Source organism: Ensifer sp. ENS09, from assembly GCF_014852425.1.
In the GTDB taxonomy this organism is placed as follows: Bacteria; Pseudomonadota; Alphaproteobacteria; order Rhizobiales; family Rhizobiaceae; genus Ensifer.
Window position 1 is genome coordinate 64,326 of sequence record NZ_JACVBP010000009.1, and the last position, 24,472, is coordinate 88,797.

Genomic DNA, 24,472 nt, shown 5'->3' on the forward strand with positions numbered 1-24,472 from the left:
TCCGTACTGCCGCAGGCGGCGTCGTCTTCACCGCGCCGGACTGGCGCCTATTGATTGTCGAGATAGGCCTCGATTTCGCCTGCAAGTGCCGTGACTTCGCGGCCCACGGTGTGCAGATGGATTTCCGGCGTCTCCGGGCGCTCGTAGGGCGAACTGATGCCGGTGAAATTGCTGATCTCGCCGGCGAGCGCCTTCTTGTAGAGCCCCTTGGGATCGCGGCGTGCGCATTCCTCGATCGGGGTATCGACGAAGATCTCGATGAATTCGCCGGGGCCGAACAATTCGCGGGCCATGCGGCGCTCCGAACGGAAGGGCGAGATGAACGACACGAGGACGATCAGGCCCGCCTCCGTCATGAGTTTCGCAACCTCGGCCACCCGCCGGATGTTTTCGACGCGGTCTTCTTCGGTGAAACCGAGATCGCGGTTGAGGCCGTGGCGGACGTTGTCGCCGTCAAGCAGGAACGTGTGCTTGCCCTGGGCGTGCAGCATTTTCTCGACGGTGTTGGCGATCGTCGATTTTCCCGAGCCGGAGAAGCCCGTGAACCACAGCACGCGCGGCGTCTGATGATTGAGCGCGGAACGGGCCTTCTTGTTGATGTCGAGGGCCTGCCAATGAACGTTGAGCGCGCGACGCAGCGGAAAGTCGATCATGCCGGCGCCGACGGTCGCATTGGTGAAGCGGTCGATCAGCACGAAGTTGCCGGTTGTCCGGTTGTCCTTGTAGCTGTCGAAGACGATCGGCGCCTGGGTGGAGAGGTTGCAAACGCCGATCTCGTTCATGCGCAACGACTTTGCCGCTTCCTCGGCAAAGGTGTTGACGTCGATCTGGTGCTTGAGGCTGGTAATGGTCGCGCTGACGCTGTCGACTTCCGTGCGCAGGATGTAGCTGCGTCCGGGAAGCATCGCATCCGGGTGGAGCCAGATAACATGCGCCATGAACTGATCGGCGACATGCGGGCGATCGTCCGGCGGCACGAGCATGTTGCCGCGCGAGATATCGAGCTCGTCCTCCAGCACAAGCGTGACCGACTGGCCCTCGACTGCGCGTGCAAGCTTGCCGTCATAGGTGACGATTTCCTTGACTCTTGAGAGCTGGCCGGATTTTGCCACCGCGACCGGATCGCCGACAGCGATGCTGCCCGATGCCACCTGGCCGGCAAAGCCGCGGAAGTCGAGATTTGGGCGAAGGACGAGCTGGACCGGGAAACGGAACTCCGCTTCGGCCGCCTCTTCCTCGATCGGCACCGTCTCGAGATGCTCCAGCAATGTCGGGCCGCCATACCAGGGCATGTTCGGCGAACGGCTCGTCATGTTGTCGCCAAAGCGCGCCGAAATCGGGATCGGGGTGATCGTCGAGAAACCGAGGTTCTCCGCAAAGGCCTTGTAGTCGGCGACGATCGTGTCGAAGACCCTGCGGTCAAAACCGACGAGATCGATCTTGTTGACGGCAAGAACAACGTGGCGCACCCCGAGCAGGGACGCGATGAAAGAATGCCGCCGCGTCTGCCGAAGAATGCCCTTGCGGCTGTCGACGAGCACGACGGCAAGCGCCGCCGTGGACGCTGCCGTGACCATGTTGCGGGTATATTCCTCGTGGCCCGGCGCGTCGGCGACGATGAACTTGCGGCGCGAGGTGGCGAAGAAGCGATAGGCAACGTCGATGGTGATGCCCTGTTCCCTTTCGGCCTCCAGGCCGTCGATCAGGAGTGCGAAATCGATGTCGCCGTGGTTTGCGCTGTTGCGTTTCGTCTCGCGCTTGAGTGCTGCGAGCTGGTCGTCGAAGAGCAGCTTGCTGTCGTAAAGCAGCCGGCCGATCAGCGTCGACTTGCCGTCGTCGACCGAACCGCAGGTCATGAAACGCAGAAGCGATTTCTTCTCCTGTTTGGCCAGATATTCGAGCACGCTGCCCGGTGTTGCGGGAATGCTGGCGGTCATTAGAAGTACCCCTCCCGCTTCTTCTTCTCCATCGATGCGGTTTCGTCCGCGTCGATCAGGCGGCCGTGCCTCTCCGACGTGCGGGCGGTCAGCATTTCGCGGACGATGTCCTGGAGTGTCGTGGCGTTGGATTCGATCGCAGCGGTGAGCGGGTAGCAGCCGAGCGTGCGAAACCGCACCAGGCGCTGCTCGACCTTCTCGTCCGCATGGAGCGGCATGCGCTCGTCATCCACCATGATCAGCATGCCGTCCCGCTCGACGACCGGACGGCGGGCGGCGAAGTAGAGCGGCACGATCGGGATGTTTTCCTTGAGGATGTATTGCCAGATGTCGAGTTCCGTCCAGTTGGACAGGGGAAAGACACGAATGGATTCGGATGGGCCGACACGCGTGTTGTAGCTCTTCCAGAGCTCGGGCCGCTGGTTCTTCGGATCCCAGGCGTGCTGAGCGTTGCGGAACGAGAAGATGCGCTCCTTTGCCCGGCTCTTTTCCTCGTCCCGCCGTGCGCCCCCGAAGGCCGCATCGAAGCCGTATTTGTCGAGCGCCTGGCGTAGCGCAACCGTCTTCATCACATGCGTATGTACGTTGGAGCCGTGGGTGAAGGGGTTGATCTTCTGCTCGACGCCGTCGCGATTGATATGAACAAGCAGGTCAATGCCGAGTTCGGCCGCAGTGCGGTCGCGAAACTCGATCATCTCGCGGAATTTCCAGGTGGTGTCGACATGGAGGAAGGGGAAGGGCGGCTTGCCGGGATAAAATGCCTTCATCGCGAGATGCAGCATGACGGAGGAGTCCTTGCCCACAGAATAGAGCATGACCGGCTTCGCGAAGGTCGCAGCGACCTCTCTGAAGATGTGGATCGCCTCGGCTTCCAGGCGCTGCAAATGAGTTAAGGACATCGGCGTGAATACTCCAAAACTGCAAAATAAAAATTCTAAAATCTCAAATTTATATCTTTTGTTTCAGTCCATGTTTTATGTATTAACTAAACTTAAAACCGAACTGCACTTATTGTTTTAGGTGTTGTTTCCAGTGGCTGTACTTGGCGCCTCCGAGCCGCGAAAGACCCAAAGTCGAGACGCCAGATAATTCCAGACAAAGACGATCGGGACGCTGATCACCTTGGCGACTGGTGCCGGGATCAATAGGGCAAGGCCCGCGACGATCGCGGTCGATATCAAGAGGCCCGTCAGGGTGGCGGCGACGAACTTCACCGCCTGCACATGGCTGTGGGCGGCGCGGAAGGTCCAGGCGCGATTGAGCATGTAGCTGACCGCGATGCCGCAGGAATAGGAAACGAGGTTCGCAGGCGTTGGCGGCGCCCCTGCGAAATAGAACGTGTTGAACAACGCCATGTCGAGCAGGGTCGTCACGGCGCCCACGGCCGCAAACCGGGCAAGCGTTTCGCCGGCGCGCTGCCGGGAGCTAGCGTCTTTTGTTGTCGGCAGCGACATCGCCGCGCCTCCAGTCCGGCATCGCCGGCGTCGGGCGCCGGTGTTCGTCATTGTTGATCGAAGCTTCGATGATCGGGGCCGGGCGATGCTTCGATTGCATGAAGATGCGGCCGACATACTCGCCCATGATGCCGAGGAAGATCGCGTTCAAGGTAATGGAGAGCAAAAGCAGCATTGTGGTCGTGGCAAAGCCGGCGGGCCAGTCCTGCCCGAACAGAAGCTTGCCGACGAGGTAGCCGAACAGAAGCAGCAGCGTGGCGGCGCCCATCACCAGGCTCGCCATTGAGGCGAGCCTGAGCGGCGTCAGCGAATGGTTGAGGATGCCATCGACGGCAAGCGAGAGCATCGCTTTGAACGGGAACTTGCTTTCGCCGGCTACACGGGCCTGACGGTCGTATTCGAATCCGACCTGCGAAAACCCCATGGCGCTGATGAGTCCACGCAGATAGGGAGACGTGTCGTCGACCTTGCGCAGTTCGTCGAGGATGCACCGGTCGACGAGCCTGAATTCGCCGGCGTTGAGCGGCAGATCGTCCTCGCTGAGTGCATTGATGCACCAGTAGAAGGCCCGGCGGATATGGGTTGTCAGCCAGCCGTCGGTGAGCGTCCGGCGAATGCCGTAGACCACCTGGTGCCCCTTTAGCCAGAGATCGATCATGCCGGGTATCAGGTGCGGCGGATCCTGCAGATCGCAGTCGATCTGCACCGAGCAATCGCCGGTCGCCGCCTTGTAGGCCACGAGCAGCGAGCGCTGGTAGCCGATGTTGCGGCTGAAGCGGATCACCCGAACACTCGGATCCTCGCTCGCGATCTCCGTCAGGATCTCGAAGGTTCTGTCGGTGGAGTGGTTGTCCGTGAAGATGATCTCGCGGTCGTATTCGGGCAGGCTGCGGAACATGTCGACGATCGCCTCGTGGGCGCGCCGGACATTGGCCTCCTCGTTATAGGCCGGTACCAGGATCGAGATTTTCTGTCTCTTTATCATCTCGTTGTCACCACCCTCAGACGGTCTTGCGCGTAGCATGGCCATCGGTCGAGGCCGGCGGTACGACGGCCCGGTGCCATGCGATGGTGCGGGCCAGCCCTTCCGCAAACGGTATGCGGGCGCTCCAGCCGAACAGATCCTTGGCGCGCCCCGGCGCTGCCCGGAAATCGCGGATGCCGCCTGTCGAGGTGGCCGAACCGTATTCGATGAGGGCGGGGTCGGCGCCGGTCTGTTCGACGATCAGCCGTGCGACCTCGCGCATCGGCGGGGCGATGCCGGTGGCGACATTGACGAGCCGGGTGCTGACCGGCGCATCGGCAATCCGCAGCAGTGCTTCGACGACATCGTCGACATAGAGCAGGTCGCGCCGGTCGCTGGGATGGCGGACGAGGCAACGCTGGCTGGCAAGGCAACGCTCGATGAAGGACGGAATCATGAATTCGGTCGATTGCCTCGGGCCAAAGACAAGCGCCAGCCGCGCGGTGATCACCGGGAAGGGCAGGCGTGCCTGCAACCCGCCGATGAAATGGGTCGCGGCCGTCAGTTCGGCCCCATAGGCGTTTACCGGGATTTCGCGGCTGTCTTCCTCGTAGGGGGCGGATGTCGCACCATATTCGGCAAGCGATCCGGTTCGGATGATTTTTCGCGGTGGATGGCGCAGCGTACTTGCCGCGCCGAGCAGGCCGAGCAATGCGTTGAGATGTTCGCGGATGCCGGCCTTGGCGTCGTTGAGTTCCGCCTCTTCGCGCCGGCGCGTGCGGGCGGCGAGATGGAAGACGATTTCCGGTTCGACGTCCTGCAGGCAACGGCGCATGGCATCGTCGGACTGAAGGTCGAAATTGTGCCGGATGAACGCACCGTCGATGGCCTCGAGCCGGCTGTCTTCGGAACCGGGCCGCACCACCACATGTACTTCATGGCGCGCGTCGAGGCAGGTTCGCGTCAGATGCGAACCAATGAAGCCAGCGGCACCGGTGATCAATATTCTCGACATGCGCCTCTTCTCATCTACGCGTGACCGCCGAGGACCGAAGATCCGTCTGACGCGCCTCCCCTTGGCCGGAAAGGCGCGTTTCGTGTTCGCTCAGAAGAACGAGGCCGGCTGATGATCCCGGCGCTTCGTGGCGCCGGAACTTGCATACCGCTGGGCGAAATCACGGAAGGACTGGTGGATATGGTCCAGGTGCGCCTGTGTCAGGCCGTGGTGGCAGGCAAGCAGGATGCCGCCGCGCATCACGTCGTCGGCGACCGGATAGCCGCGCGGTTCGACCTTGCTGTGAACGCCACTCATCGCCGGCTGGCGCAGGATGTTTCCGGTAAATACCGGGCGGGTCTGGATGTCGCGCTGTTCCAGGAAGATCTGCATCTCTCGCCGGGTGAACGGCGCATCGGCGCGCACGGTCATCGGGTAGGCGAGCCATCCGGTTCGCGAAAGCGGCAATTGCTCCGGCAAGACGAACCAGTCCTCGTAGGTCTCGAAGAAGGCGCGCTGCTTGGCGAAGTTGCGCTCGCGTGCGTCGATGTTCTGCTGCAGCCGGTCGAGTTGGACGAGCCCGAACGCCGCGCCCATTTCGGACGGTTCGATGTTGAAGCCCAGCACCTCGAACACGAACTTGGCGTCGTAGTCGAAACCGTCGAGATCGATGTTGAACCGGTTCTCGATGGTCTCTGATTCGACAAAGAGCGAGGATGTGCGGCCCCAGGAGCGATAGAGCATCGCCTTGCGCGCCAGTTCGTCGTCGTTGACGCAGACCATGCCGCCGTTGCCCGCCGCGGTGATGACGTGTGAGCCATAGAAGCTGGTCGTGCTGATATCGGAGCGCGCGCCGGTGCTGGTGTCCCTGATCGTCGCGCCCAGCGTGTCGGCGCTGTCTTCGATCACCAGCAGTTTGTGGGCGTCGGCGATGGCGCGAATGCGATCCCAGTCAGGCAAATTCCCGATCAGCGAAGGGATCATCACCGCCTTCGTCTTCCTGGTAATCATCCGCTCGATCGCATCGACGTCGATATTGTAGGTGCCTTCGACGACGTCGACGAATGCCGGGATAAGACCGGCGCGCACGATCGGGGCGACTGTCGTCGCAAAGGTCAATGCGGGCGTGATGACCTCGGATCCCTTCGGGAGGTCGGCGATTTCGATGGCGAGATGGTTCGCGGACGAACCAGAGTTCACCATGATGCCATGCCGTTTCGCAAAGAGCGTCGCGACACGTTCCTGCATCGACCTGACGGCCGCGCCCATCTGTGTCGATGAGCGCAGGACTGCCACGACGGCGTCGATCTCTTCCTGACCGTAAACGGACTGTCCGTAATTAACTCGCATCTTTCCAATCTCCGATGTCGCGCAATGGCAATGGTCTTGCTTCGTGTTCGACTTCCTGTTTCCAGGCGGCGGCGTATTGCTCGATCTGATGCTCCGAGAACGACCGGATGGTTCTCGGATCCTCCCGGTACTTGCGGTACCAGGCGACAGTCATGGCCACGGTGTCGCGCAGGCGCAGCACCGGCTTCCAGCCGAGTTCTGTGCGGGCCTTGGTGCTGTCGAGGCGTAGGATGGTCGACTCCACCGGCGCGTTTACTTGCGGTTCGACGATGTATTTCGGTGGCGCGTCGCCCCATTGGCCGACGACCATGTCGGCAAGCGTTCCGACATTGACGGTCGCTTCCTGGTCGGGGCCGAAATTCCAGCCGCCGGCAAAGCGCGTTCTGCCGTGAAGCAGGTGCGCCGCCAGCATCATGTAACCGCGAAGCGGCTCGAAGACGTGCTGCCATGGCCGGATGCTCGCCGGATTGCGCAGCCGCGCAGGGCTGCCGCCTTCCACCGAGCGGACCAGATCGGGCACGAGCCTGTCAACGCCCCAGTCGCCGCCGCCGATGACGTTGCCGGCGCGCACGCTGACAAGTTGCGGCCCGTTGGGGTCATTGAAGAACGAGGATCGATAGGCGGCTGCGACGAGTTCGGCGCAGCCTTTCGACGAACTGTAGGGATCGCGCCCGCCCATCGGGTCGTTTTCCCGATAGCCCCAGACCCATTCGCGGTTCTCGTAGCACTTGTCGCTGGTGACGACGATCACGCCCTTCAGGGACTTCATGCGCCTTGCCGCATCGAGCACGATGGCGGTGCCGACGACATTGGTCGCATAGGTGTCAACTGGGCTCTCGAAGGAGGCCCGCACCACGGCCTGCGCGGCCATGTGAATGACGAGATCGAAATCCTGTCCGTCGATTGCCCGCGCCACGTCGGCGGCAGACCGGATGTCGCCCTCATGGCCGTCGATGACGTCGGCAAGGCCGGTCGCCAGATAGAAGGACGGTGTTGACGGTGGCAGCGAGAGGCCGACCACCGATGCACCCAGTCGTCTTAACCAGAGCGAAAGCCAGCCTCCCTTGAAACCGGTGTGTCCCGTGATCAGGATCTTTCGACCACGGAACGCGTCGGCAAGGTCGATCTCGCTGGTGATCAAAGCCATGTCCTACATCCGTACGTGATGGGTGGAGGGTGCGGTTGTCGCGGCGGCCATGTGATCGCGTTCGAAGTGCAGCCACGGCGGATCTTCGCTTTCGCACAGCCCGTTCAGGTAATCGCGATCGCGGATCGTATCCATCGGATGCCAGAAGCCGTGATGCTTGTAGGCAAACAGTTGGCCGTCCCTGGCGAGATTGGTCAGCGGCGACATTTCCAGCGGTTCGGAAAGGCTCGGGATGTAGTCGAGCACGCCGGGTTCAAAGACGAAGAAGCCGCCGTTGATCCATGTTTCCTTCTTCTGTACCTTCTCGGTGAACTCGACGACCTGGTCGCCTTCGATCTCGAGGTTGCCGAAGCGGGCCGGAGGCTGAACGGCGGTAACCGTCGCAAGGCGCCCGTGCGAGCGGTGAAACGCCAGCAGCGCCTCGATGTCGATGTTTCCGACGCCGTCCGAATAGGTCACCATGAAGGGCTCGTTGTCGAGCCATTCGCGCAGGCGCAGGAGCCGACCGCCGGTCATCGTCGACAGGCCGGTGTCCACGACAGAGACATTCCAGTCGAGCGGATGATTGGGGTGCAGCACCATCGAGCCGCTTCCGAGCGCGACGGTAAAGTCCGCGGTCGACAGATGGAAGTTATGGAAGAAGCTCTTGATCGACATGCATTTATAGCCGCCGGCAACGACGAAGTCGCGGTGCCCCCAGTGGCTGTAAATATCCATGACGTGAAGAATGATGGGTTTGCCACCAATCTCAACCATCGGCTTAGGAATACGCGTGGTTTCCTCGGCCAGGCGCGAGCCAAGCCCTCCCGCAAAGAGAACGACTTTCATAGCGGTCTCCAAGAAGATATGTTTGGGATAGTGTTGACGTCTCAGGTTTTATTCATGAGCAATCGCGATCCAATGCGCGATTTGAGCGTTTTCAATAACTGATAAAAATGCACGTCAATAAAGGCAGGCGGTTACCTGCGTGCTACGGAATATGTCTGGATAAATCCCAGGGTTTCCGTTATGTTAAGTAACTAATATACAAGAAATACCTTATATTCTGCTGGGCTGCAAGCCTTTTTACGTGTCAGGTTTATCCCTGCACGCTTGTCGGGGTTGTCCCGCTAGGCCGTGCGCCACTGCGCATTACGATCCTGTGTGATCCATTTGAAGTCGTGTGCGACCGCATCGTTCCCGTTGCCAGCCCGTATTTTATACTTCGTCTATTTTTGTTCGGAGTTTTTACATGACCTATCCAGCAAGTGTTTCTTCGGAAAGACCGGGCTCCGTTGAAGGAAAGTCAGTCGGGATTTTCTATCAAGTTGCCGCAGCCCTGTTCTTCCTGTTCGTTTTTTATTTCTTGCTTCTTCGGATCATGAATTTCGAGATGCGGCGAGACGAGCAGCTGTACGTCCCGCCGGCCAGGCTCTTGAACGACCATGCGCTATACGCCGATTTCTTCTACAATCATCCGCCCGCCTCCGCCTGGTACTTCTACGCCATCAGCAAGTTGACGGGGTCGAGCGACCTGCTTCTAAGCGGTCGCCTCGGTGTCTTTCTTGCCTGGATCCTCCTGACTGTTGCTGTCGGCGGCGTGGTGTATGTGTTGACGCGCTCGGCCTGGGCAACGGCCTGCGTCGGCATCCTGTCGCTGGTGAACGAGTTGTTCCTGACACAGACGGGTGTTGGCGCCACCAACAATTTCTTGCCGTGGCCGTTCGCCTTTCTCGGCCTCAGTCTCTTTCTTCTGGCCCTGCGTAATGAACAGCGTCGTTCGTTGATGGTGGCGCTCGCCGGATTTCTGTTGGCCTTGGCCGTGTGCTTCAAGTTGAGCGCCATCGCCTTCATCCCGGCCGTCGCCGTGGCCGCATTCCTTCTGCCGCGCTCGCTAGCGCTGAAGGATCGTATCGTAAAGGTCGCGGCGCCGCTGCTCATCGGTGGACTTGTCGGCGGGGCGCCAATCCTTTTCTACCTCGTCAGGGATCCCCAACTCTTTCTGGCGCACGTGGTGCGCTACCATACCGGTCCGCATCCGCAATACTGGCGGCTGATGAGCGGCGACGGGGAGGGCGGGGCGATGTCGCTCGCCCAAAAACTGGTCATGGCGCAGGACATATGGCTTGCGCCAGCCGTGGCCGTTGCGCTTGCCGCACTCATCGCCATCGCGTTCATCGCCTTTGCCCGGCGCACGGACAATGCAGCAGCCGAACCAAGGCTGCGCATGGGGGAGGTGCTGGTCCTTGCCGGCGTGCTCTTCTGCAGCTTCGTGCTGAGCTTCGTTCCGACGCCCGGGTTCCCGCAGTATTTTGCGCCGCCGCTCGTCTGCCTTCCTTTGGCGTTCGGGCTTTTGCTCGAGGCACTTGGGCCGCGCGCGCTGCCCATGGTGCGGCCGATCCTGCTGTCGGCCGTGCTTGTCGTCCTTGCGGTCAACGCGCCGCGCCTTGGCCAATACCTCGGCAAGGCGACCCATCCGCAGCAGTGGACGACGATGCGCGTGCATGAGGGAGGTGTGACGATTGCCGAGAGGATGCAGGCTGCCGGCGTCACCGGCAAGGTTGCGACGCTCGCGCCCATCTATCCGCTGGAAGGCGGCCTCGATGTCTATGCCGAGCTGGCGACAGGGCCGTTTGCCTACCGCACCGCCGACATGACGAGCCCCGACCTGGCGAAGTACTACAAAATGACATCGCCATCGACAATCGAAGCGCTGTTCGAGAAAGACCCGCCGGCGGCGTTTCTGCTGGGCTTTGAAGACGAACTGGAAAAGCCGATGCGTGCCTTTGCGGAAAGCCACGGCTACGTGCAGTCCGCCTCACTCGGCTTCAAGGACAGATATGGGATCCCGACCCTCTATCTGAAGCCAGCGACGCCGCCCGGATCGTGATCGGGCGATGCGGCGTCGCCTTCCTAAGGCGGCGCCGCGTCAGGTCGATACGCGCGCTGCCGGGTAAAGCGCCTGGGCCTCTTCAGGCGCCGCGATGACATCATCCCATAGCTGAAGGACCGCCTGGATGGCGTAGCGCGCGGCAACCGCGCGCGCGCCCATGGCACCGATCTGCTGCCGGAGCGTTGCGTCGGCCGCCAGGCGGGCTATGGCGTCTGCCAGCCGGTGCGTGTCCTCCTTAGGGACGAGCATGCCAACGGCCGGCGTGTCGATGATTTCCGACGGCCCCCAGGGGCAATCAAAGGCGATGCTGGCAAGGCCGGCTGACATCGCCTCAAGCAGCACGTTCGGGAACCCTTCGAAGCGCGAACTGAGGACGAAGATATCACCGGCATTGATCCATTCGACCGGTGATTTCGTCGTGCCGGGCAGCCGAACGCGGTTCGAAAGGCCGAGGCGTCGGACCTGTTCCTCGAGCGCCGGCCGTTCCGGGCCCTCGCCGAAGATGGTCAGCGTCATGTTCGGCGCGCGCCCCGCGATATCGGCAAAGGCGTCTATCAGCAGGTCGAAGCCCTTCTGCCTGTCCAGGCGGCCGACGGCCAGCACCCGGGTGCTGGAGCCTGACTGTCTGTCACGCACATGCTGAAGCGTGATCGGGTTGGGGATGATCACGGCCTTGGCTTTGAGGACCGGCGGCAGCGAATTGGCCGCTTCCGTCGTCTGCATCACCAGCCGCTCAGCCAGGCGGGCCGCCTGCGGCCGCGCCAATCGCCACAGCCCGTTCATATCTTGCGTGTTGAAGTTGTTTCGTTCGGAAAGCACGAGCCGGAGGCCGAGGCCGCGGCTGGCAAGCACGACCATGATGTTGACCTTCGTCAGAAAGGAGATGACGAGGTCGGGCGACAGGGCACGCAGGCGCGCGCGCAATCGGGCGATACGCTCGGCCGTCCTGAACACAGGCAACGTCGAGCCGCCGCCGAGCGCTTCGACGCGGACGGACCGGTCGTAGGCGAAATAGGTCTCAGGGGTTTCCGCATTGAGGGCGAGCACGTGCACCTCGTCACCGCGGGCCGAGCGATGGCGCGCGAGGATGTTGACGACCTTTTCTGCGCCGCCGGCACCAAGCCCCGAAAGCACGAACACAATTCGCAATGGCGGCTCCTGTCTCGATTGGGACAGGCGGACAATCCCGCCTGCGCCCGACCCGACCACGGCCTAGACGGCGCTCATCCAGCCGTGGGTCAAGGCGAAATGGACAATCTGTGCCCGCGTGTGGAGCTGCAGCTTCTCCGTCGCACGGGCCTTGTAGGTTTCGATCGATTTGACGCTCACGTTGGCGCGCGCGCCGATTTCCTTGTTGGAGTACCCAAGGGCGACGAGGCGCAGAACGTCCTGCTCGCGACGGGTCAGCCCCGGCACTCCGGCCGTCTTCATCGCGCGCGAGCCGGGATTTGGTGCCGTGCGGGTGAGTTCCTGGGCGGTTGGCGGATCGAGATAGAGCCCGCCATGCGTGACGGAGCGAACGGCAAGCAGCAGGTGCTCGGGCGCGGAGCATTTCTGGATGAAGCCCTTGACGCCGATCTGAAGCGCCTGCTGTGCGTAAGAGCGTTCCGGGTAAATGGTCATCACCACAACATAGGCCGAAAGCTGCTGCTTGAGGATTTGTTCGGCGAGCGTAAGGCCGCTCATGTCGGGAAGGGCGATATCGATGACCGAAACATCCGGCCCGGTTTCCTTGATCAGCGCCAGTGCGTCCGCACCTGTTCCCGCCGAGCCGACGCAGACGATATCGCTGGTCGTCTCGATCGTCGCGCGGGCGCCGACGATGACGAGCGGATGGTCGTCGATGATGACTGTGCGTATCGGCGTCGTCATGATGCCAGCCTGACTGTCGGCGCGAAGTCCGCCGGCATTCGCGTAGGTCGAGCCCCCTTGTCGTTGTCGTTCATGTGTCGGTCCCCCTCTCCGAATTCTCTTTCCACAGCTTGAGCCGTGCGGTGGCTGCTAGAAGTTCCTCAGGAAATTGGAGTAACGCCGTTCGATGTTGTGCAGCGTGTATTCGCTTTCGATGCGATCGCGGGCGAGATGCGCGTAGCGGGCATATTCCTCCGGCGAAAGGTCGAGCACCTTGCGCATGGCGTCGGCAAAGGCCTCGGGATTGCGCGCAGGCACGACGATCCCGGCATTGCCGGCAACCTCTGCCGCGTCTCCGACGTCCGTTGCCACCACCATTTTCGCGTAGCTCATCGCCTCGGCAACGACGTTCGGAAAGCCCTCGGTTCTGGAGGACAAAGCGAGAATGTCGATGCTGCGGTAGAAATCCTCCATGTCCGCGACTTCGCCTCTGAGGTCGATGGCCTCGCTTGGCAACCCGGCATCGGCAATCAGCCGCACGACTTCGGGATTGTCCCAGGCCAGCCCCCGGCCTGCGGCGAGAAAGCGCGTGTCGGGATGGGTGCGCAACACCGAAGCGGCGGCGCGAAAGAAGGTGGCGTGGTCCTTCTGCGGGTGGAAGCGTGCGACGATGCCGATCCGCCGCGCCGGCGCCTCATGGCCGGCCGCCACCGCCGGGATTTCGAAGCCGTTCGGGATGACAACCGAATTCAGGTTACGGTAGCCGTAGGCACGGTGCATTTCGCGGGCGCGCGACGAATTGTAGATGATGCCGGAGGCCGAACCGGAGAGCACCCGGGCAGCGGCGATCGCCACGTGCGAGCTTCGCGACAGCGAGGCGACGTCATCGAGCGACTGGCGAACATTCCAGATGACCGGGGTGGCGCGGCGCGCAAGTTTGGCAGCGACCGTGCCGACCACCATGGCGTGGTACATCCAGCAGAGCATGACGCTTGGCTTTTCCTGGCGGATGATGTTGGCAAGCCGCATCGTGCCCTGCAGAATGGCCGGGAGCGAGTGCGCGCCAAGCGCCACATACTGGACGCGCGGATTGTCCGCGAGGTCACGGTTTCGCGCCGAGACATCGAGTAGCGATACGACCATGACGCGTTCGTCAGATGACGCCTTGAGCAGGCGCGCGAGCATCGTCTCAGCTCCGGCGCTTGCGCTGAAATTGGTGATCAAATGCAAAATCATACCGTGGATCCGAAGTTGCGCCGCCGTTAGGGCATTCCTCCGCATTCCCTGAGCCTGACGACAGGGCACACTGGCGTGTATCCCGGCGCTGGTCACGAGCATTAAATTCCTGGGCGCGCCATGCACGCCAGGACATCAACTTCCTATTGCCTCGAATTTGGAGGGCACATCGGACGCGATCATTTCTGAAATAGGTTCGTACTCTAAATTGGCCTTCCAGGGCGCACCCTAGAAAAGCAGTGGATTCAAGATACAACGCCAGACACTGTCATGCAATTATTCTCTTGCAGTATAGCCCGGCTCTGAAATAGCATCCCGTCATATCATACTTGAAATACATTTATATCGCCCGGATGGGTTATTTCTTCCCTTGGTTGTGATCCGAGTTGTATATTGCGCTCTGACACATTGTGCATTTGAGAACCAAAATGCGTTTTGCTCTGGTTGGTGCCGTCGAAGGATCCCGGATCGCACTCGATGCCCTGTTGGCGAAGGGGATGTTGCCCTCCCTTGTGGTTACGCTGCCGCCGGAGGCTGCAGACCGCCATTCCGATTTCGCGGACTTGACGACACCGGCGCGCGCGGCAGGCAGCGCGGTCTGCCACACGACCAATGTGAACGGCGAAGACACGCTTGTAGCCATTCGCGCCAGCGACCCGGACCTCGTCCTGGTCCTCGGCTGGTCGCAGATCTGCCGCCAGGCCTTCCGTGCCATCCCGCGGCTGGGCGTGATCGGTTTTCACCCGTCGGCGCTGCCGCTCCTGCGAGGCAGGGGTGTTATCCCCTGGACCATCCTGCTTGACGAAAAGACGACGGGTTCGTCGCTCTTCTGGATCGACGAGGGCACGGATTCCGGCCCCATCATCCTGCAGCGTCTGTTTTCCGTCGCGCCGGACGAGACGGCGCGCAGTCTCTACGGCAAGCATGTGCGCAATCTCGCGGAGATGGTGCCGGAGGCTGTTGAATTGGCGGCAGCGGGCAGGGCGCCGCGGGTCGAGCAGGATCACAGCCTGGCGAACTATTGCGCAAAACGTGTCGCCGAGGATGGCCTGATCGACTGGCAGCGGCCGGCGGCGGAGGTGCTGCGCCTGATCAGGGCGGTCGGCGATCCCTATCCTGGTGCCTTTTCGCGTCAGGACGAAAAGGTCGTCCATTTCGATGCGGCGCGGGCCTTCGCGGACTCCTTTCGCTACATCGGCCTTGCCGCGCAAGTACAGACCCATACGGCGGATGGTTTCACAGTCATGTGCGGAGACCGGCAGTGCATCGAGGTAACCGCGTGGCGCACGGCCGACGGCCGGCGCCCGCCGGTGCACAGCAAGTTGGGAGCGTGATCGCGCGGGCATTGGCATCGGGCTCAGTCAGGCGGGACCACGGCGATTGCTTTGCCCCCCGTCCTAACAGTCAAGGAGAAGGCGTGTATGGCGTACCGGTCGTTCAAGATCCTTGTCTCTTCCGCAGGAAGACGTGTTGGCCTGATCGAGTGCTTTCGTCGGGCAGCACGCGCGCTGGACATCGATATCCAGATGCTGGCCTGCGACCTTGATCCTAACATGAGCGCCGCCTGCGCCGTCGCTGACCGGGCCTTCGCGGTCCCTGCCTATAATCACCCGGAGTTCACCGGCCGCCTGGCGGAGATCGCGCGGGCGCATGATGTGCGCCTGCTCGTGCCTACGATCGATCCCGAACTGGTGCCGCTTGCGGCCGCGGCTAGGGATTTCGCCCGTTTCGATTGCCGCGTGCATGTGAGCACTCCGCCTGTCATCGACATCGTGCGCGACAAACTCGAAACCATGCGCGTGCTCGACGCGGCCGGAGTGTCGGTTCCGCGAACCGGTATGCTGGAGGAGGTTCGCGGCGAGCTTTCCCGTTGGAACTGGCCGCTGTTCCTCAAGCCCAATGCCGGGAGCGCAAGCCGCTCGATCAGCATGGTGCGCTCAATGGCCGATCTGCCGGAAACGACCGCAGAGCCGATGATCCTGCAGCAATATCTCGACGGCCCGGAGCATACGGTCAATGCGTTCGTCGATGACGGCGGCACCTTGCAGTCGGTCATTTCGCATCGGCGCTTGCGCATAAGGGCAGGCGAAGTCGAAAAGGGCGTCACCGAGCGTCATCCGGTGCATCGGGCGATGGCCGAGGGCATTTTGCGGGCGTTGCCGGACTTGCGCGGCGCGTTCTGTTTCCAGGTCATGGACGATCGGCTCACCGGCCCGCGGGTAATCGAAATCAATGCCCGTTTCGGCGGTGGCTATCCGCTCGTGGACCATGCCGGCGCGACCTTTGCCCAATGGCTGCTGGAGGAAGTGGCGGGCTTGCCGAGAACGGCGCACGACGATTGGCGCGAAGGCGTGCTGATGCTGCGATACGATGCAGCGGTCTTCAGGGGATAGGCGGATGGGCGAGCAGGTGCTTGTCTTTGATCTCGACGATACGCTTTATCTGGAGCGGGATTTTGCCTTAAGCGGCTTCAGGGCCGTCGATGCCTGGTTGGCGAACCATCTGGGCGCGGAAGGCTTTGCCGGGCATTGCGAGGCAGTTGCCGCGCGCGGGCACAGCGGGCGCGTTTTCGACACGGCCCTGGCGGCGATAGGCATCGCCGCCGACGAGGCGCTGGTAAGCCAGTTGGTTGCGGTCTATCGGGGACACCAGCCCGAAATCACTCTGGCCGCCGATGCTCGTCGCTATCTGGAGCGTGCGCGCGTCGGCCAAAGGGCGATCATCACCGACGGGCCTGCGGCCACGCAACAGGCCAAGGTCAAAGCGCTGGGGCTCGAAGCCCTGGTCGACCGGGTGATCTTCACTGACCTTTGGGGGAGAGAATTCTGGAAGCCGCACGCGCGGGCCTATGAGGCAATCGAGGCCTGGGCCGACGTCATGCCGGACAATCTCGTCTACATCGCCGACAATCCGCTCAAGGATTTCGTCACGCCGCGCCGGCGCGGATGGCAAACTGTGATGGTGGCGCGCGAAGCGCGGGTCCACCGCACGGCGGCACCGGACGAGGCGCACCAGGCCGACAGGCGGATCAGCGATCTCGATGAACTGGACGACGCCTTGCGATCGCTCGCCGCGGGCGAAGCGGTCTCGCGCTGAGCTTTTCGCCAACTGGACTGCTAACACGGGCAGGAACGGGTGGTAGTGGCGGCCACGGAGCGCGTATTCAAACCCGCGGCCGCCGGTGTTTTATGCGAAGGTAAAGTCCGCGGCGCTGAAGTTGGCCGCAGACAGAGTACCGTTCGGATCGTCGACGACGATCTGGAAGGCGTGACCAGCCGAATCCTGCGCCTTGAGGATCACGTCGCCACTCGGGTCGTCATAGGCATAGACCGTGCCGGGGCCACCGGTGTTGGCGTAGCGGGTGATGCCGAGCTTTTCGAGAACGATGCGATCGAGACCATCCTGGTAGTCCATGATGGTATCCTGACCGACGAGCGCGCCGGCGCCCTTGAGCACGAAGCGGTCGGCGTCGGCGCCGCCCCAGAGGAAGTCTGAGCCGGTGTCGCCGATCAGGGTATCCCTGCCGGCATCGCCGCGGATTGTGTCGTTGCCGTTGCCGCCATAGAACAGATCATCGCCATCGCCGCCATTCAGCGTGTCGTTGCCGTCTTCGCCGCTGATGCTGTCGTTGCCGCCATCACCATAGACGAGGTCGTCGCCTGCGCCGACGCTGATCCTGTCGACGCCGGCACCGCCATGGGCCTCGTCACGACCGCTCTCGGAATCGAGAATGTCGTTGCCGTCGCCGCCGTCGAGATAGTTGTCGCCGTCGCCGCCGTCGACCCGGTCATCGCCGATGCCGCCATAGACGTGGTCATTGCCGGACTGGCCCTTGAGCGCGTCGTTGCCGCCTTCGCCGTAGATGTAGTCGTCGCCGGCGCCGCCGCCGACGGCCTGCGTCGTCAATTTGCCGGTCGCCGGGTTGATGCGGTTGACGAAGCCGTCATTGCCGTCGCCGGCATAGATGATGTCATTGCCGGCACCACCGTCGATGTATTCTTCGCCGGCGCCGCCGTAAAAGGTATCGTTGCCAGCGCCGCCGAGCATGGTGTCGTGGCCATCGCCGCCGTCGAGGATGTCGTCGCCGTCTTCTCCGTCGAAGATGTCGTTGCCCAGGCCACCGACGAAGTGGTCGTTGCCAAGGCCGCCATCGAAGGAGTCGTTGCCGACGCCGCCTTCAGCATAATCGTCGCCTGGACCGGCCTTGAAGAAGTCGTTGCCGTCGCCACCGTACATGCGGTCGTTGCCGTCGCCACCGTCGAGATAGTCGTCTCCGGCATAGCCCCAAAGGCTGTCGTCGCCGCCATATCCATAAATTGTGTCAGCTACGTTCGTGCCATAAAGCGTGTCAGCTACGGGTCTTCCCTTAACGATCATGTTTCCATCCTTTATTAGTGGGGCAGAATACGCGCCGTTGCTTTTACCGACCGCCGCGCAAAGACAGCAAGCGACCGGAGCGTGTGAAAACTGTGATCTGTCGCGTTGAATGGTGGGGGCTTAAAATAGCATCTATAAGCAACCGCTACAACAGATGTATAGTAACTGCTCAACCCCCGGCACGTTGACATCGGGGAACACTTCCATCGATACGGCCCCACTCAAATTCCTGGAAACGGTGTCGTTGCAGCATGGTAGACAACAGAATCACAAGCGGCAGTTTACGCTCTGCGTTCCGGCGCAGCGTTATCGATCTCGGCTTGTTCTCGACGGTCGTGAATGTGCTGGCGCTGACATCGCCTCTGTTTCTGATCCAGGTTTATGATCGGGTTTTGCCCTCTTCCAGCATCGAAACGCTCGTCTATCTGACGATTATCGCGTTCCTTGCCTTCGCATTCCTCGGCCTGCTCGATGTGATTCGGGCGATCTACGCCGTGCGCATGGCGGCCAAGCTCGACAGCGAGCTCGGGGCGGCTGCCTTTGCAAACGTGGTCGCGGCAACGGGCCGGGAACCGGGCGACATTCAGCCCTTGCGCGATCTTGCGACAGTCAGAGGCTTCATCGCTTCACGCGGCACGCCGGTCCTCTTCGATTTGCCGTTCTCGCCGGTGTTCGCGGCACTGCTTTATCTCCTGCATCCAATGCTCTTCCTGATGACGACGATTGGCGCGATCGTGATCCTTCTCCTGGTTTTCCTCAATCAGTACATGAACAAGAAGGCGGCGCAGTTCGCGCAGGAGCGGATTACCAGCGCCAATCTGACGGCGCAGATGTTCAGCCGCAGTGCCGAGACGGTGCGTGCGATGGGCATGACGAACAATGTCAGCGAGGTCTGGGGCCGCCAGTTTGCCGCCGCGACTGCGGCAGCCGACGGAAATCTCGTCGTCAACGCCATCTTCGGCGGCATATCGCGATCGATCAGAATGATCCTGCAGATGGCGATCCTCGCTGTCGGCGCGACCCTTGTTTTGAAGGGGCAGATGACCGCTGGCATGATCTTCGCGTCCTCGATCCTGTCGGGCCGCGCGCTGCAGCCGCTCGATCAGCTGGTCGGGATCTGGAAGCAGGCGATGGAAGCGCGCAGCGCCTGGTCGCGGTTCGAAAAGGTGATCGAGGCCGGCAATGCCGATGGCCGCAAGCTTCTGCTGCCAAACCCCGCAGGCAATATCGCTGTGCGCGATCTGCTCTATGTTTCGCCGGACGCGGGAGCCGACCCCGAGCCGATCCTCAAACGGCTGAACTTCACGATCGCTGCCGGCGAAAGCGTTGCTGTGGTCGGACCGAGCCGGGCGGGTAAATCGACGCTTGCGCGGCTTTTGACCGGCGCCGTTGCCCCGACCGCGGGTTCGATCACCATCGACGGTGCGGACCTGAGAACCTGGGACGCGGCGCAGCTCGGCAGCCTCATTGGCTATCTCGCACAGGACGTGCAGCTTCTGCCCGGCACGATCGCCGCCAATATCTCGCGCTTCGAGCCGGATGCGGCGGACGAGACGGTGGTTGCGGCCGCGCGCGCGGCACATGCCAATGATCTCATCCTGGCGCAAACGAAGGGCTATCAGACGCCGATCGGGCCCGGCTCCAACAATCTCTCCGGCGGTGAGCGGCAGCGCATCGGGCTTGCGCGCGCCTTCTACGGCTCTCCGCGTCTTCTCGTTCTCGACGAACCGAACGCCAACCTCGACAGTGAGGGGGAAGCGGCACTCGGACGGGCGCTCAGAGACGCGAAGGAGCGCGGCGTCACGGTCGTCATCGTCACGCACCGCATTTCGATCGCAACGACATGTGACCGGATCCTGGTGATGAAGAATGGCAGGATCGATGACTTCGGCCCAACGGATGAGGTGGCGCGGCGCGCGCAGTCCGAGCGGGCGGACCGGGCCGCGAAGGCAGCCGCTGCCAAGCGGCCGTCGAACCTCCCACCGGCAAACATCTCCGCCTTCCTGCCTGGCAGAACCGGGGACCGGCCATGACGGCGGCGGGTGCTCGGCGTTCCTGGCGGGAGGCGATCGTGACCGATACCGGGTTTGTCGCCCGGCTCGGCTATGGGACGCTTGCTCTTATCCTTGTCGGCTTCGGCTATTGGGCGGCGACGGCGCCGCTCTCCGGCGCTGCCGTCGCTTCCGGTACGATCACGGCCACGGGCCGCAATGTCCTCGTGCAGCATCTGGAAGGCGGGATCGTCAGCGAAATCGCGGTACGTGAAGGGGATGCCGTTGCCAGGGGCCAGACGCTCGTGGTCCTCGACGACACCGTGGCCCGCACCCAGCTCAACCGCCTTGCCAAGCAATGGGTGGCACTGAAGGCGCGGGAGGCGCGTCTTGCCGCCGAGCGGGACGGGAAGCGGGATCTGACGATCGCGATCGGCAATGCGCCGGCCACGATGTCGGCCGCAAGCCGAGACCTGACGGAAGAGCAGGTCAAGGAGTTTCAGACCCGGCTTGCCCGCTTCACCTCCGAAACCGTCATCCTGCAGCAGCGCGTCGAAAGCCTGAACGATGGGCTCGATGGTCTGGCCGCGCAGAAGGCGGCAGTCGAGAAGCAGACGCAGATCGTGCGCAGCGAAGCCGAGCGCAAGTTCAATCTCCTGGAAAAGGGGCTGACGAACCGCACGGAGTACACGCAGCTTCTTCGCGTCGAAGCGGACCTGCTCGGCCAGGTCGGCATGCTGCAGGCGGAAGCTTCGTCGAGCCGCACGCAGGTGGCGGAAGCGCGTGAGCAGATCGAACGGCTGAAGACCCAGCGCGTCGAGCAGGCGGTGACCGCGATGAACGAGGTGAAGACCGGGCTCGCCGACGTCGAAGAACAGGTCGAGGCCGCACGCCGGGTGCTCGAGCGCACCATCGTCAAGGCGCCGGTGGATGGCGTTGTCGTCGCCTCGGTCTACAATGCCGTCGGCAGTGTCGTCGGTCCCGGCGAAAAGATCATGGAGATCCTGCCGACAGGGGACCTGGTTGTCGATGCGCGTATTCATCCGCAGGACATCGACGTCGTCCATGTCGGTCAGCCGGCGAGGGTCCGCCTCTCGGCGCTCAATACCAGCCTGACGCCGGAGGTTTCAGCGACGGTTGCCCATGTCTCGGCCGACCGCCTGACCGATCCGGCGACGCGCGAGCCCTATTACCGGGCCGTGCTGCGCCTGGATACGCCGCTGCCTGCCGGCGTTCGCATGGAGCAACTGCATCCGGGGATGCCGATCGACGCCTTCATTGAACTCGGCGACCGCACCTTCCTTGAGTATTTGATCCGGCCGATTTCCGACTCCTATCGACGTGCCTTTGCCGGGGAATGAGCCCACAAGGTCTTTCCAGCGCAAGATTGCGCTGAACCGGCGTCTCGGCTGATACGCGGGGAGCTCCTTTGGCATGGTCCGCCTCCGGTGGTCTGGGGGCTGTCGGCGTCGCTCGCCCTTCACCCGAGAGCGGTTCCGGGATGCGTACTGGGGAGTGTTGAAGCGCCTTCTCCAATCGCACTAAGATTTGTCAGATGTATATTTTCGGATTTACTGCAAAATGTTCGTTCATTAATTTTGTAAATGAAAATTCTATCTTTTTTTGTACGTAAAAGTGCGCGAAGTTGTTTTCGAAATTTGGATTTTATTTCCATATTTCGAGTGGTGCATTCTGCTCCCGGAGGAGCGGAGTGGTCGCTGGTTAATCCTAAAGGGCTATGGATCAATTTGCAGTAATACTATTGAGTTCTAAGATAATTATGTAAATATCTTCCGATAAAACGAAAAGATAATTTACACGCAGTTTTCGGCGTGCGAGAGTTTGGGCGAAGTTGGCGTATTTTATTGCGAAGACCAAAGCTTGTATCCGTGCATAGATAAAATAAATTTCAGGTAACTTTGTATGATCTGATCTGTATCAGAATTGTATTCCAAACAAATTCAACGAGACATGACGTCTCAAGGCGCATCATTCGTCCGTCCGTTCTCGGCGCGGCGGTTGAATGGCGTTCTATGGATCGAAGGGTGTCGCATGCATCGCAACGAGGCCGCTGCCCAGCCCACGCAAGCCGTCGCCCCGTCTCCGCCGTCCATGGCGAGATACTGGGCAAGGTTCCTCACAATATTCACCTGGTTTGCCGCTGTCGGACGCGCACTTTTGCGCTTGGCGGCAAGAACGGCCGTATCCTCGGTCAAGCAGGTTCGTCGATCGCGTGTGCTCTATGCGATGGACATAGCGTCTGCAGCTTTGGCGCTCGTGGCCGCCTTTTTCCTGCGTTACGGTTTCGACGCGATGTCGACCCGTCCGGAGTTGATCTGGGCGCTGGTATCGACCGGGCCGCTATATCTTCTTGCCTGTGCGCTCGCTTTTCCGGTCGCCGGATTGTACGCCCGCGATTGGCGCTACTGCTCCGTTTCGGATCTGCGTTCGATCCTGCAGGCCGTCTTGATCAGTTCGGCGGCGCTGGTTTTGATGTCGTTCTTTGCGAACCGCCTGCAGGATATGCCGCGAAGCGTCGTGCCGCTCGAGGCGCTGCTTTTGACCGCATTCCTGTCGGCTTCGCGGCTGAGCTTCCGGCTTGACGAACTGGCGTTGCGCCCGAGCCGGCGCCAGCCGGTCGCCGAGGACAATGCCGAGCAGATCCCGACCTTGCTCGTCGGCAGCGGCCATGCGGCAGACCTCTATCTGAGAGCGCTCCGCCGAGATCCGCATTGCAGCCATAAGCCGGTCGGCTGCCTGGAAGTGACGCCGGAGCATACGGATATGACCTTGCGCGGCATTCCGATCCTCGGCGCGCTCAGCGATTTCGATAGTGTGGTCTGTGCGCTTGCAGAGCGTGGGCAGCTGCCGCGCCATGTCGTCTTTACCGAAGCGCTTTCGGCGTTCGGCGAGGGGGCGGAGGATGTGATGCGGCGTGCCGAAGCGCGTGGTATGACCGTATCGCGCCTGACGCAGATCACCGAACTAAAGAGCGCCAAGCAGGAAAGCCGTTTCGAGCTGCGCTCGATCGAGCTGACGGATCTTCTGGAGCGCCCGCAGGCAGCCCTCGACAACGAGGCAATTCTGCGCCTCATCCGCGGCCGTCGCGTCCTGATCACCGGCGCCGGTGGTTCGATCGGCAGCGAGCTTACCTTGCAGGTGGCAGCGCGCGAACCGGCCGAGCTCATACTGGTCGAGAACTGTGAGTACAATCTCTATGCGATCGATATGGAACTCGGAGAGCGCTATCCGGCCGTCAAGCGGACCGCAAACCTTTGCAACGTCCGCCGGGCCAATCGCGTCAACGATGTCTTTGCCAAGTATCGGCCGGAACTCGTCTTCCATGCTGCCGCACTCAAGCATGTGCCGATGGTGGAGCTTAACCCTTGCGAGGGCGTGCTGACCAATGTGATCGGCACGATGAACGTGGCGAATGCCGCCCGCCGCTTCAAGGTGCAGGCGATGGTGCAGGTGTCGACCGATAAGGTCGTCAACCCGACCAGCGTGATGGGCGGGACCAAGCGGCTGGCCGAACTCTATTGCCAGGCGCTCGACCTTCATTGCCTGAAGAAGGGGGCTGGCCCGCGCTTCATGACCGTTCGCTTCGGCAACGTGCTTGGTTCGAGCGGCTCGCTGATCCCGTTGTTCAAGCGGCAGATCGCCAAGGGTGGCCCGCTGACGGTGACGGATCCGCGCATGACACGCTTCTTCATGACCATTCGCGAAGCCGTCGAACTGACGCTGCAGGCTTCGGCCTACGGTCTGGAAGGCGAAATCGGCAAGGGTGAGATTTTCGTTCTCGATATGAATGAGCCGATCAAGATCATCGACATCGCCAAGCGGATGATCCGGCTTGCCGGTCTTACGCCCGGCAAGGACATCGACATCGAGATCATCGGCCAGAGGCCCGGCGAAAAGCTCTATGAGGAGCTGTTCGATAGCGGCGAGCAACGCATCAGCTCTCCCATTCCCGGCGTGCTCGGCGCGATCCCGAATGCCGTACCCCTGACGACACTCAAGGAGATGTTCGCGCGCCTGAAGCTTTTTGCCGAACTCGGCGATCAGGCGATGGTTTTTGCGATCATGAACAGCCTTATTCCCGGCTTCGACAAGCATCCGGCCGAAGGTACGGCTGGGGCGCCCTCGTCGGATGACGGGGAGGAAGGGGCCGCCGACGCCGATGTCGCGCATCTGACTGACGATGTCCTGCAAGCAGCGCTGTCGAGCCTTAGGCGGGGGCCGCCTTCGACGCCGATGCCGATGTGATCTGTGCGATCTTTCGAACGCTTGTATGGAGCG

Annotated in this window: 19 protein-coding genes; 7 read left to right on the forward strand and 12 right to left on the reverse strand. The window is 61.8% G+C overall.

The genetic code is table 11. The annotated features are described in order from the left end of the window. Positions 1–47 precede the first annotated feature (47 nt). The 8 genes from cysN to rfbF form a co-directional block, all read right to left on the reverse strand. The gene (gene cysN / locus IB267_RS31780) at positions 48–1,937 is read right to left on the reverse strand and encodes a sulfate adenylyltransferase subunit CysN (protein WP_192451378.1); all 1,890 of its coding nucleotides are present in this window, start codon (positions 1,935–1,937) and stop codon (positions 48–50) included. After that, entirely contained in the window at positions 1,937–2,836 is a 900-nt protein-coding gene (gene cysD, locus IB267_RS31785; protein ID WP_192451379.1) for a sulfate adenylyltransferase subunit CysD, read from the reverse strand. Before cysD ends, cysN begins: the two co-directional genes overlap by 1 nt. Positions 2,837–2,953: 117 nt before the next feature. After that, the gene (locus IB267_RS31790; protein WP_192451380.1) at positions 2,954–3,391 is read right to left on the reverse strand and encodes a GtrA family protein; all 438 of its coding nucleotides are present in this window, start codon (positions 3,389–3,391) and stop codon (positions 2,954–2,956) included. Further along, positions 3,363–4,376: a glycosyltransferase family 2 protein gene (locus tag IB267_RS31795; protein WP_192451381.1), complete on the reverse strand. Its 1,014-nt coding sequence runs from the start codon at positions 4,374–4,376 to the stop codon at positions 3,363–3,365. The genes IB267_RS31790 and IB267_RS31795 overlap by 29 nt, the downstream gene beginning before the upstream one ends. Before the next feature lie 16 nt (positions 4,377–4,392). Further along, a complete protein-coding gene (locus IB267_RS31800) occupies positions 4,393–5,370 on the reverse strand; it encodes an NAD(P)-dependent oxidoreductase (protein ID WP_192451382.1) in 978 nt (325 codons plus the stop codon). Positions 5,371–5,460: 90 nt separating this feature from the next. Next, the gene (locus IB267_RS31805; RefSeq protein WP_192451383.1) at positions 5,461–6,699 is read right to left on the reverse strand and encodes a DegT/DnrJ/EryC1/StrS aminotransferase family protein; all 1,239 of its coding nucleotides are present in this window, start codon (positions 6,697–6,699) and stop codon (positions 5,461–5,463) included. Continuing rightward, the gene (gene rfbG, locus IB267_RS31810; RefSeq protein ID WP_192451384.1) at positions 6,689–7,846 is read right to left on the reverse strand and encodes a CDP-glucose 4,6-dehydratase; all 1,158 of its coding nucleotides are present in this window, start codon (positions 7,844–7,846) and stop codon (positions 6,689–6,691) included. Before rfbG ends, IB267_RS31805 begins: the two co-directional genes overlap by 11 nt. Before the next feature lie 3 nt (positions 7,847–7,849). Further along, on the reverse strand, positions 7,850–8,674 hold the full coding sequence (rfbF, locus tag IB267_RS31815) for a glucose-1-phosphate cytidylyltransferase (protein WP_192451385.1): 825 nt from the start codon (positions 8,672–8,674) through the stop codon (positions 7,850–7,852). Positions 8,675–9,077: 403 nt separating this feature from the next. Between rfbF and IB267_RS31820 the strand changes: the two genes are divergently transcribed. Then, entirely contained in the window at positions 9,078–10,715 is a 1,638-nt protein-coding gene (locus IB267_RS31820; RefSeq protein ID WP_210336069.1) for a glycosyltransferase family 39 protein, read from the forward strand. Positions 10,716–10,754: 39 nt separating this feature from the next. Here the strand turns inward: IB267_RS31820 and IB267_RS31825 are convergent, their stop codons facing one another. From IB267_RS31825 to IB267_RS31835, 3 genes are all read right to left on the reverse strand, one after another. After that, complete coding sequence (locus IB267_RS31825; protein ID WP_371742685.1) at positions 10,755–11,858, reverse strand: glycosyltransferase family 4 protein; 1,104 nt, start codon at positions 11,856–11,858, stop codon at positions 10,755–10,757. Between the two features lie 72 nt (positions 11,859–11,930). Next, positions 11,931–12,590, reverse strand: coding sequence for a response regulator transcription factor (locus IB267_RS31830; protein WP_192451388.1), 660 nt, complete (start codon positions 12,588–12,590; stop codon positions 11,931–11,933). A 129-nt stretch (positions 12,591–12,719) separates the two neighbouring features. After that, complete coding sequence (locus tag IB267_RS31835) at positions 12,720–13,805, reverse strand: glycosyltransferase (RefSeq protein ID WP_192451389.1); 1,086 nt, start codon at positions 13,803–13,805, stop codon at positions 12,720–12,722. A 428-nt stretch (positions 13,806–14,233) separates the two neighbouring features. On the opposite strand from IB267_RS31835, the gene IB267_RS31840 reads away from it, so the two are divergent. The 3 genes from IB267_RS31840 (at position 14,234) to IB267_RS31850 (ending at position 16,901) form a co-directional block, all read left to right on the forward strand. Continuing rightward, the gene (locus IB267_RS31840; protein WP_192451390.1) at positions 14,234–15,139 is read left to right on the forward strand and encodes a methionyl-tRNA formyltransferase; all 906 of its coding nucleotides are present in this window, start codon (positions 14,234–14,236) and stop codon (positions 15,137–15,139) included. Positions 15,140–15,226: 87 nt separating this feature from the next. Then, positions 15,227–16,198 carry an ATP-grasp domain-containing protein gene (locus IB267_RS31845; RefSeq protein ID WP_192451391.1) on the forward strand — a complete coding sequence of 324 codons (972 nt, stop codon included), beginning with the start codon at positions 15,227–15,229 and terminating at the stop codon, positions 16,196–16,198. A gap of 4 nt (positions 16,199–16,202) precedes the next feature. Continuing rightward, the gene (locus IB267_RS31850; RefSeq protein WP_192451392.1) at positions 16,203–16,901 is read left to right on the forward strand and encodes an HAD family hydrolase; all 699 of its coding nucleotides are present in this window, start codon (positions 16,203–16,205) and stop codon (positions 16,899–16,901) included. 90 nt (positions 16,902–16,991) lie between these two features. Here the strand turns inward: IB267_RS31850 and IB267_RS31855 are convergent, their stop codons facing one another. After that, the gene (locus tag IB267_RS31855) at positions 16,992–18,182 is read right to left on the reverse strand and encodes a calcium-binding protein (protein WP_192451393.1); all 1,191 of its coding nucleotides are present in this window, start codon (positions 18,180–18,182) and stop codon (positions 16,992–16,994) included. 251 nt (positions 18,183–18,433) lie between these two features. Here IB267_RS31855 and IB267_RS31860 point away from each other — a divergent pair, with 251 nt between their 5' ends. The 3 genes from IB267_RS31860 (at position 18,434) to IB267_RS31870 (ending at position 24,439) form a co-directional block, all read left to right on the forward strand. After that, complete coding sequence (locus tag IB267_RS31860; protein ID WP_192451394.1) at positions 18,434–20,215, forward strand: type I secretion system permease/ATPase; 1,782 nt, start codon at positions 18,434–18,436, stop codon at positions 20,213–20,215. Positions 20,216–20,253: 38 nt separating this feature from the next. After that, positions 20,254–21,534 carry an HlyD family type I secretion periplasmic adaptor subunit gene (locus IB267_RS31865; RefSeq protein WP_371742680.1) on the forward strand — a complete coding sequence of 427 codons (1,281 nt, stop codon included), beginning with the start codon at positions 20,254–20,256 and terminating at the stop codon, positions 21,532–21,534. A 751-nt stretch (positions 21,535–22,285) separates the two neighbouring features. After that, positions 22,286–24,439 (forward strand): nucleoside-diphosphate sugar epimerase/dehydratase, encoded by a 2,154-nt coding sequence (locus IB267_RS31870; protein WP_192451459.1) that lies wholly within the window; start codon positions 22,286–22,288, stop codon positions 24,437–24,439. Positions 24,440–24,472: the final 33 nt, after the last annotated feature.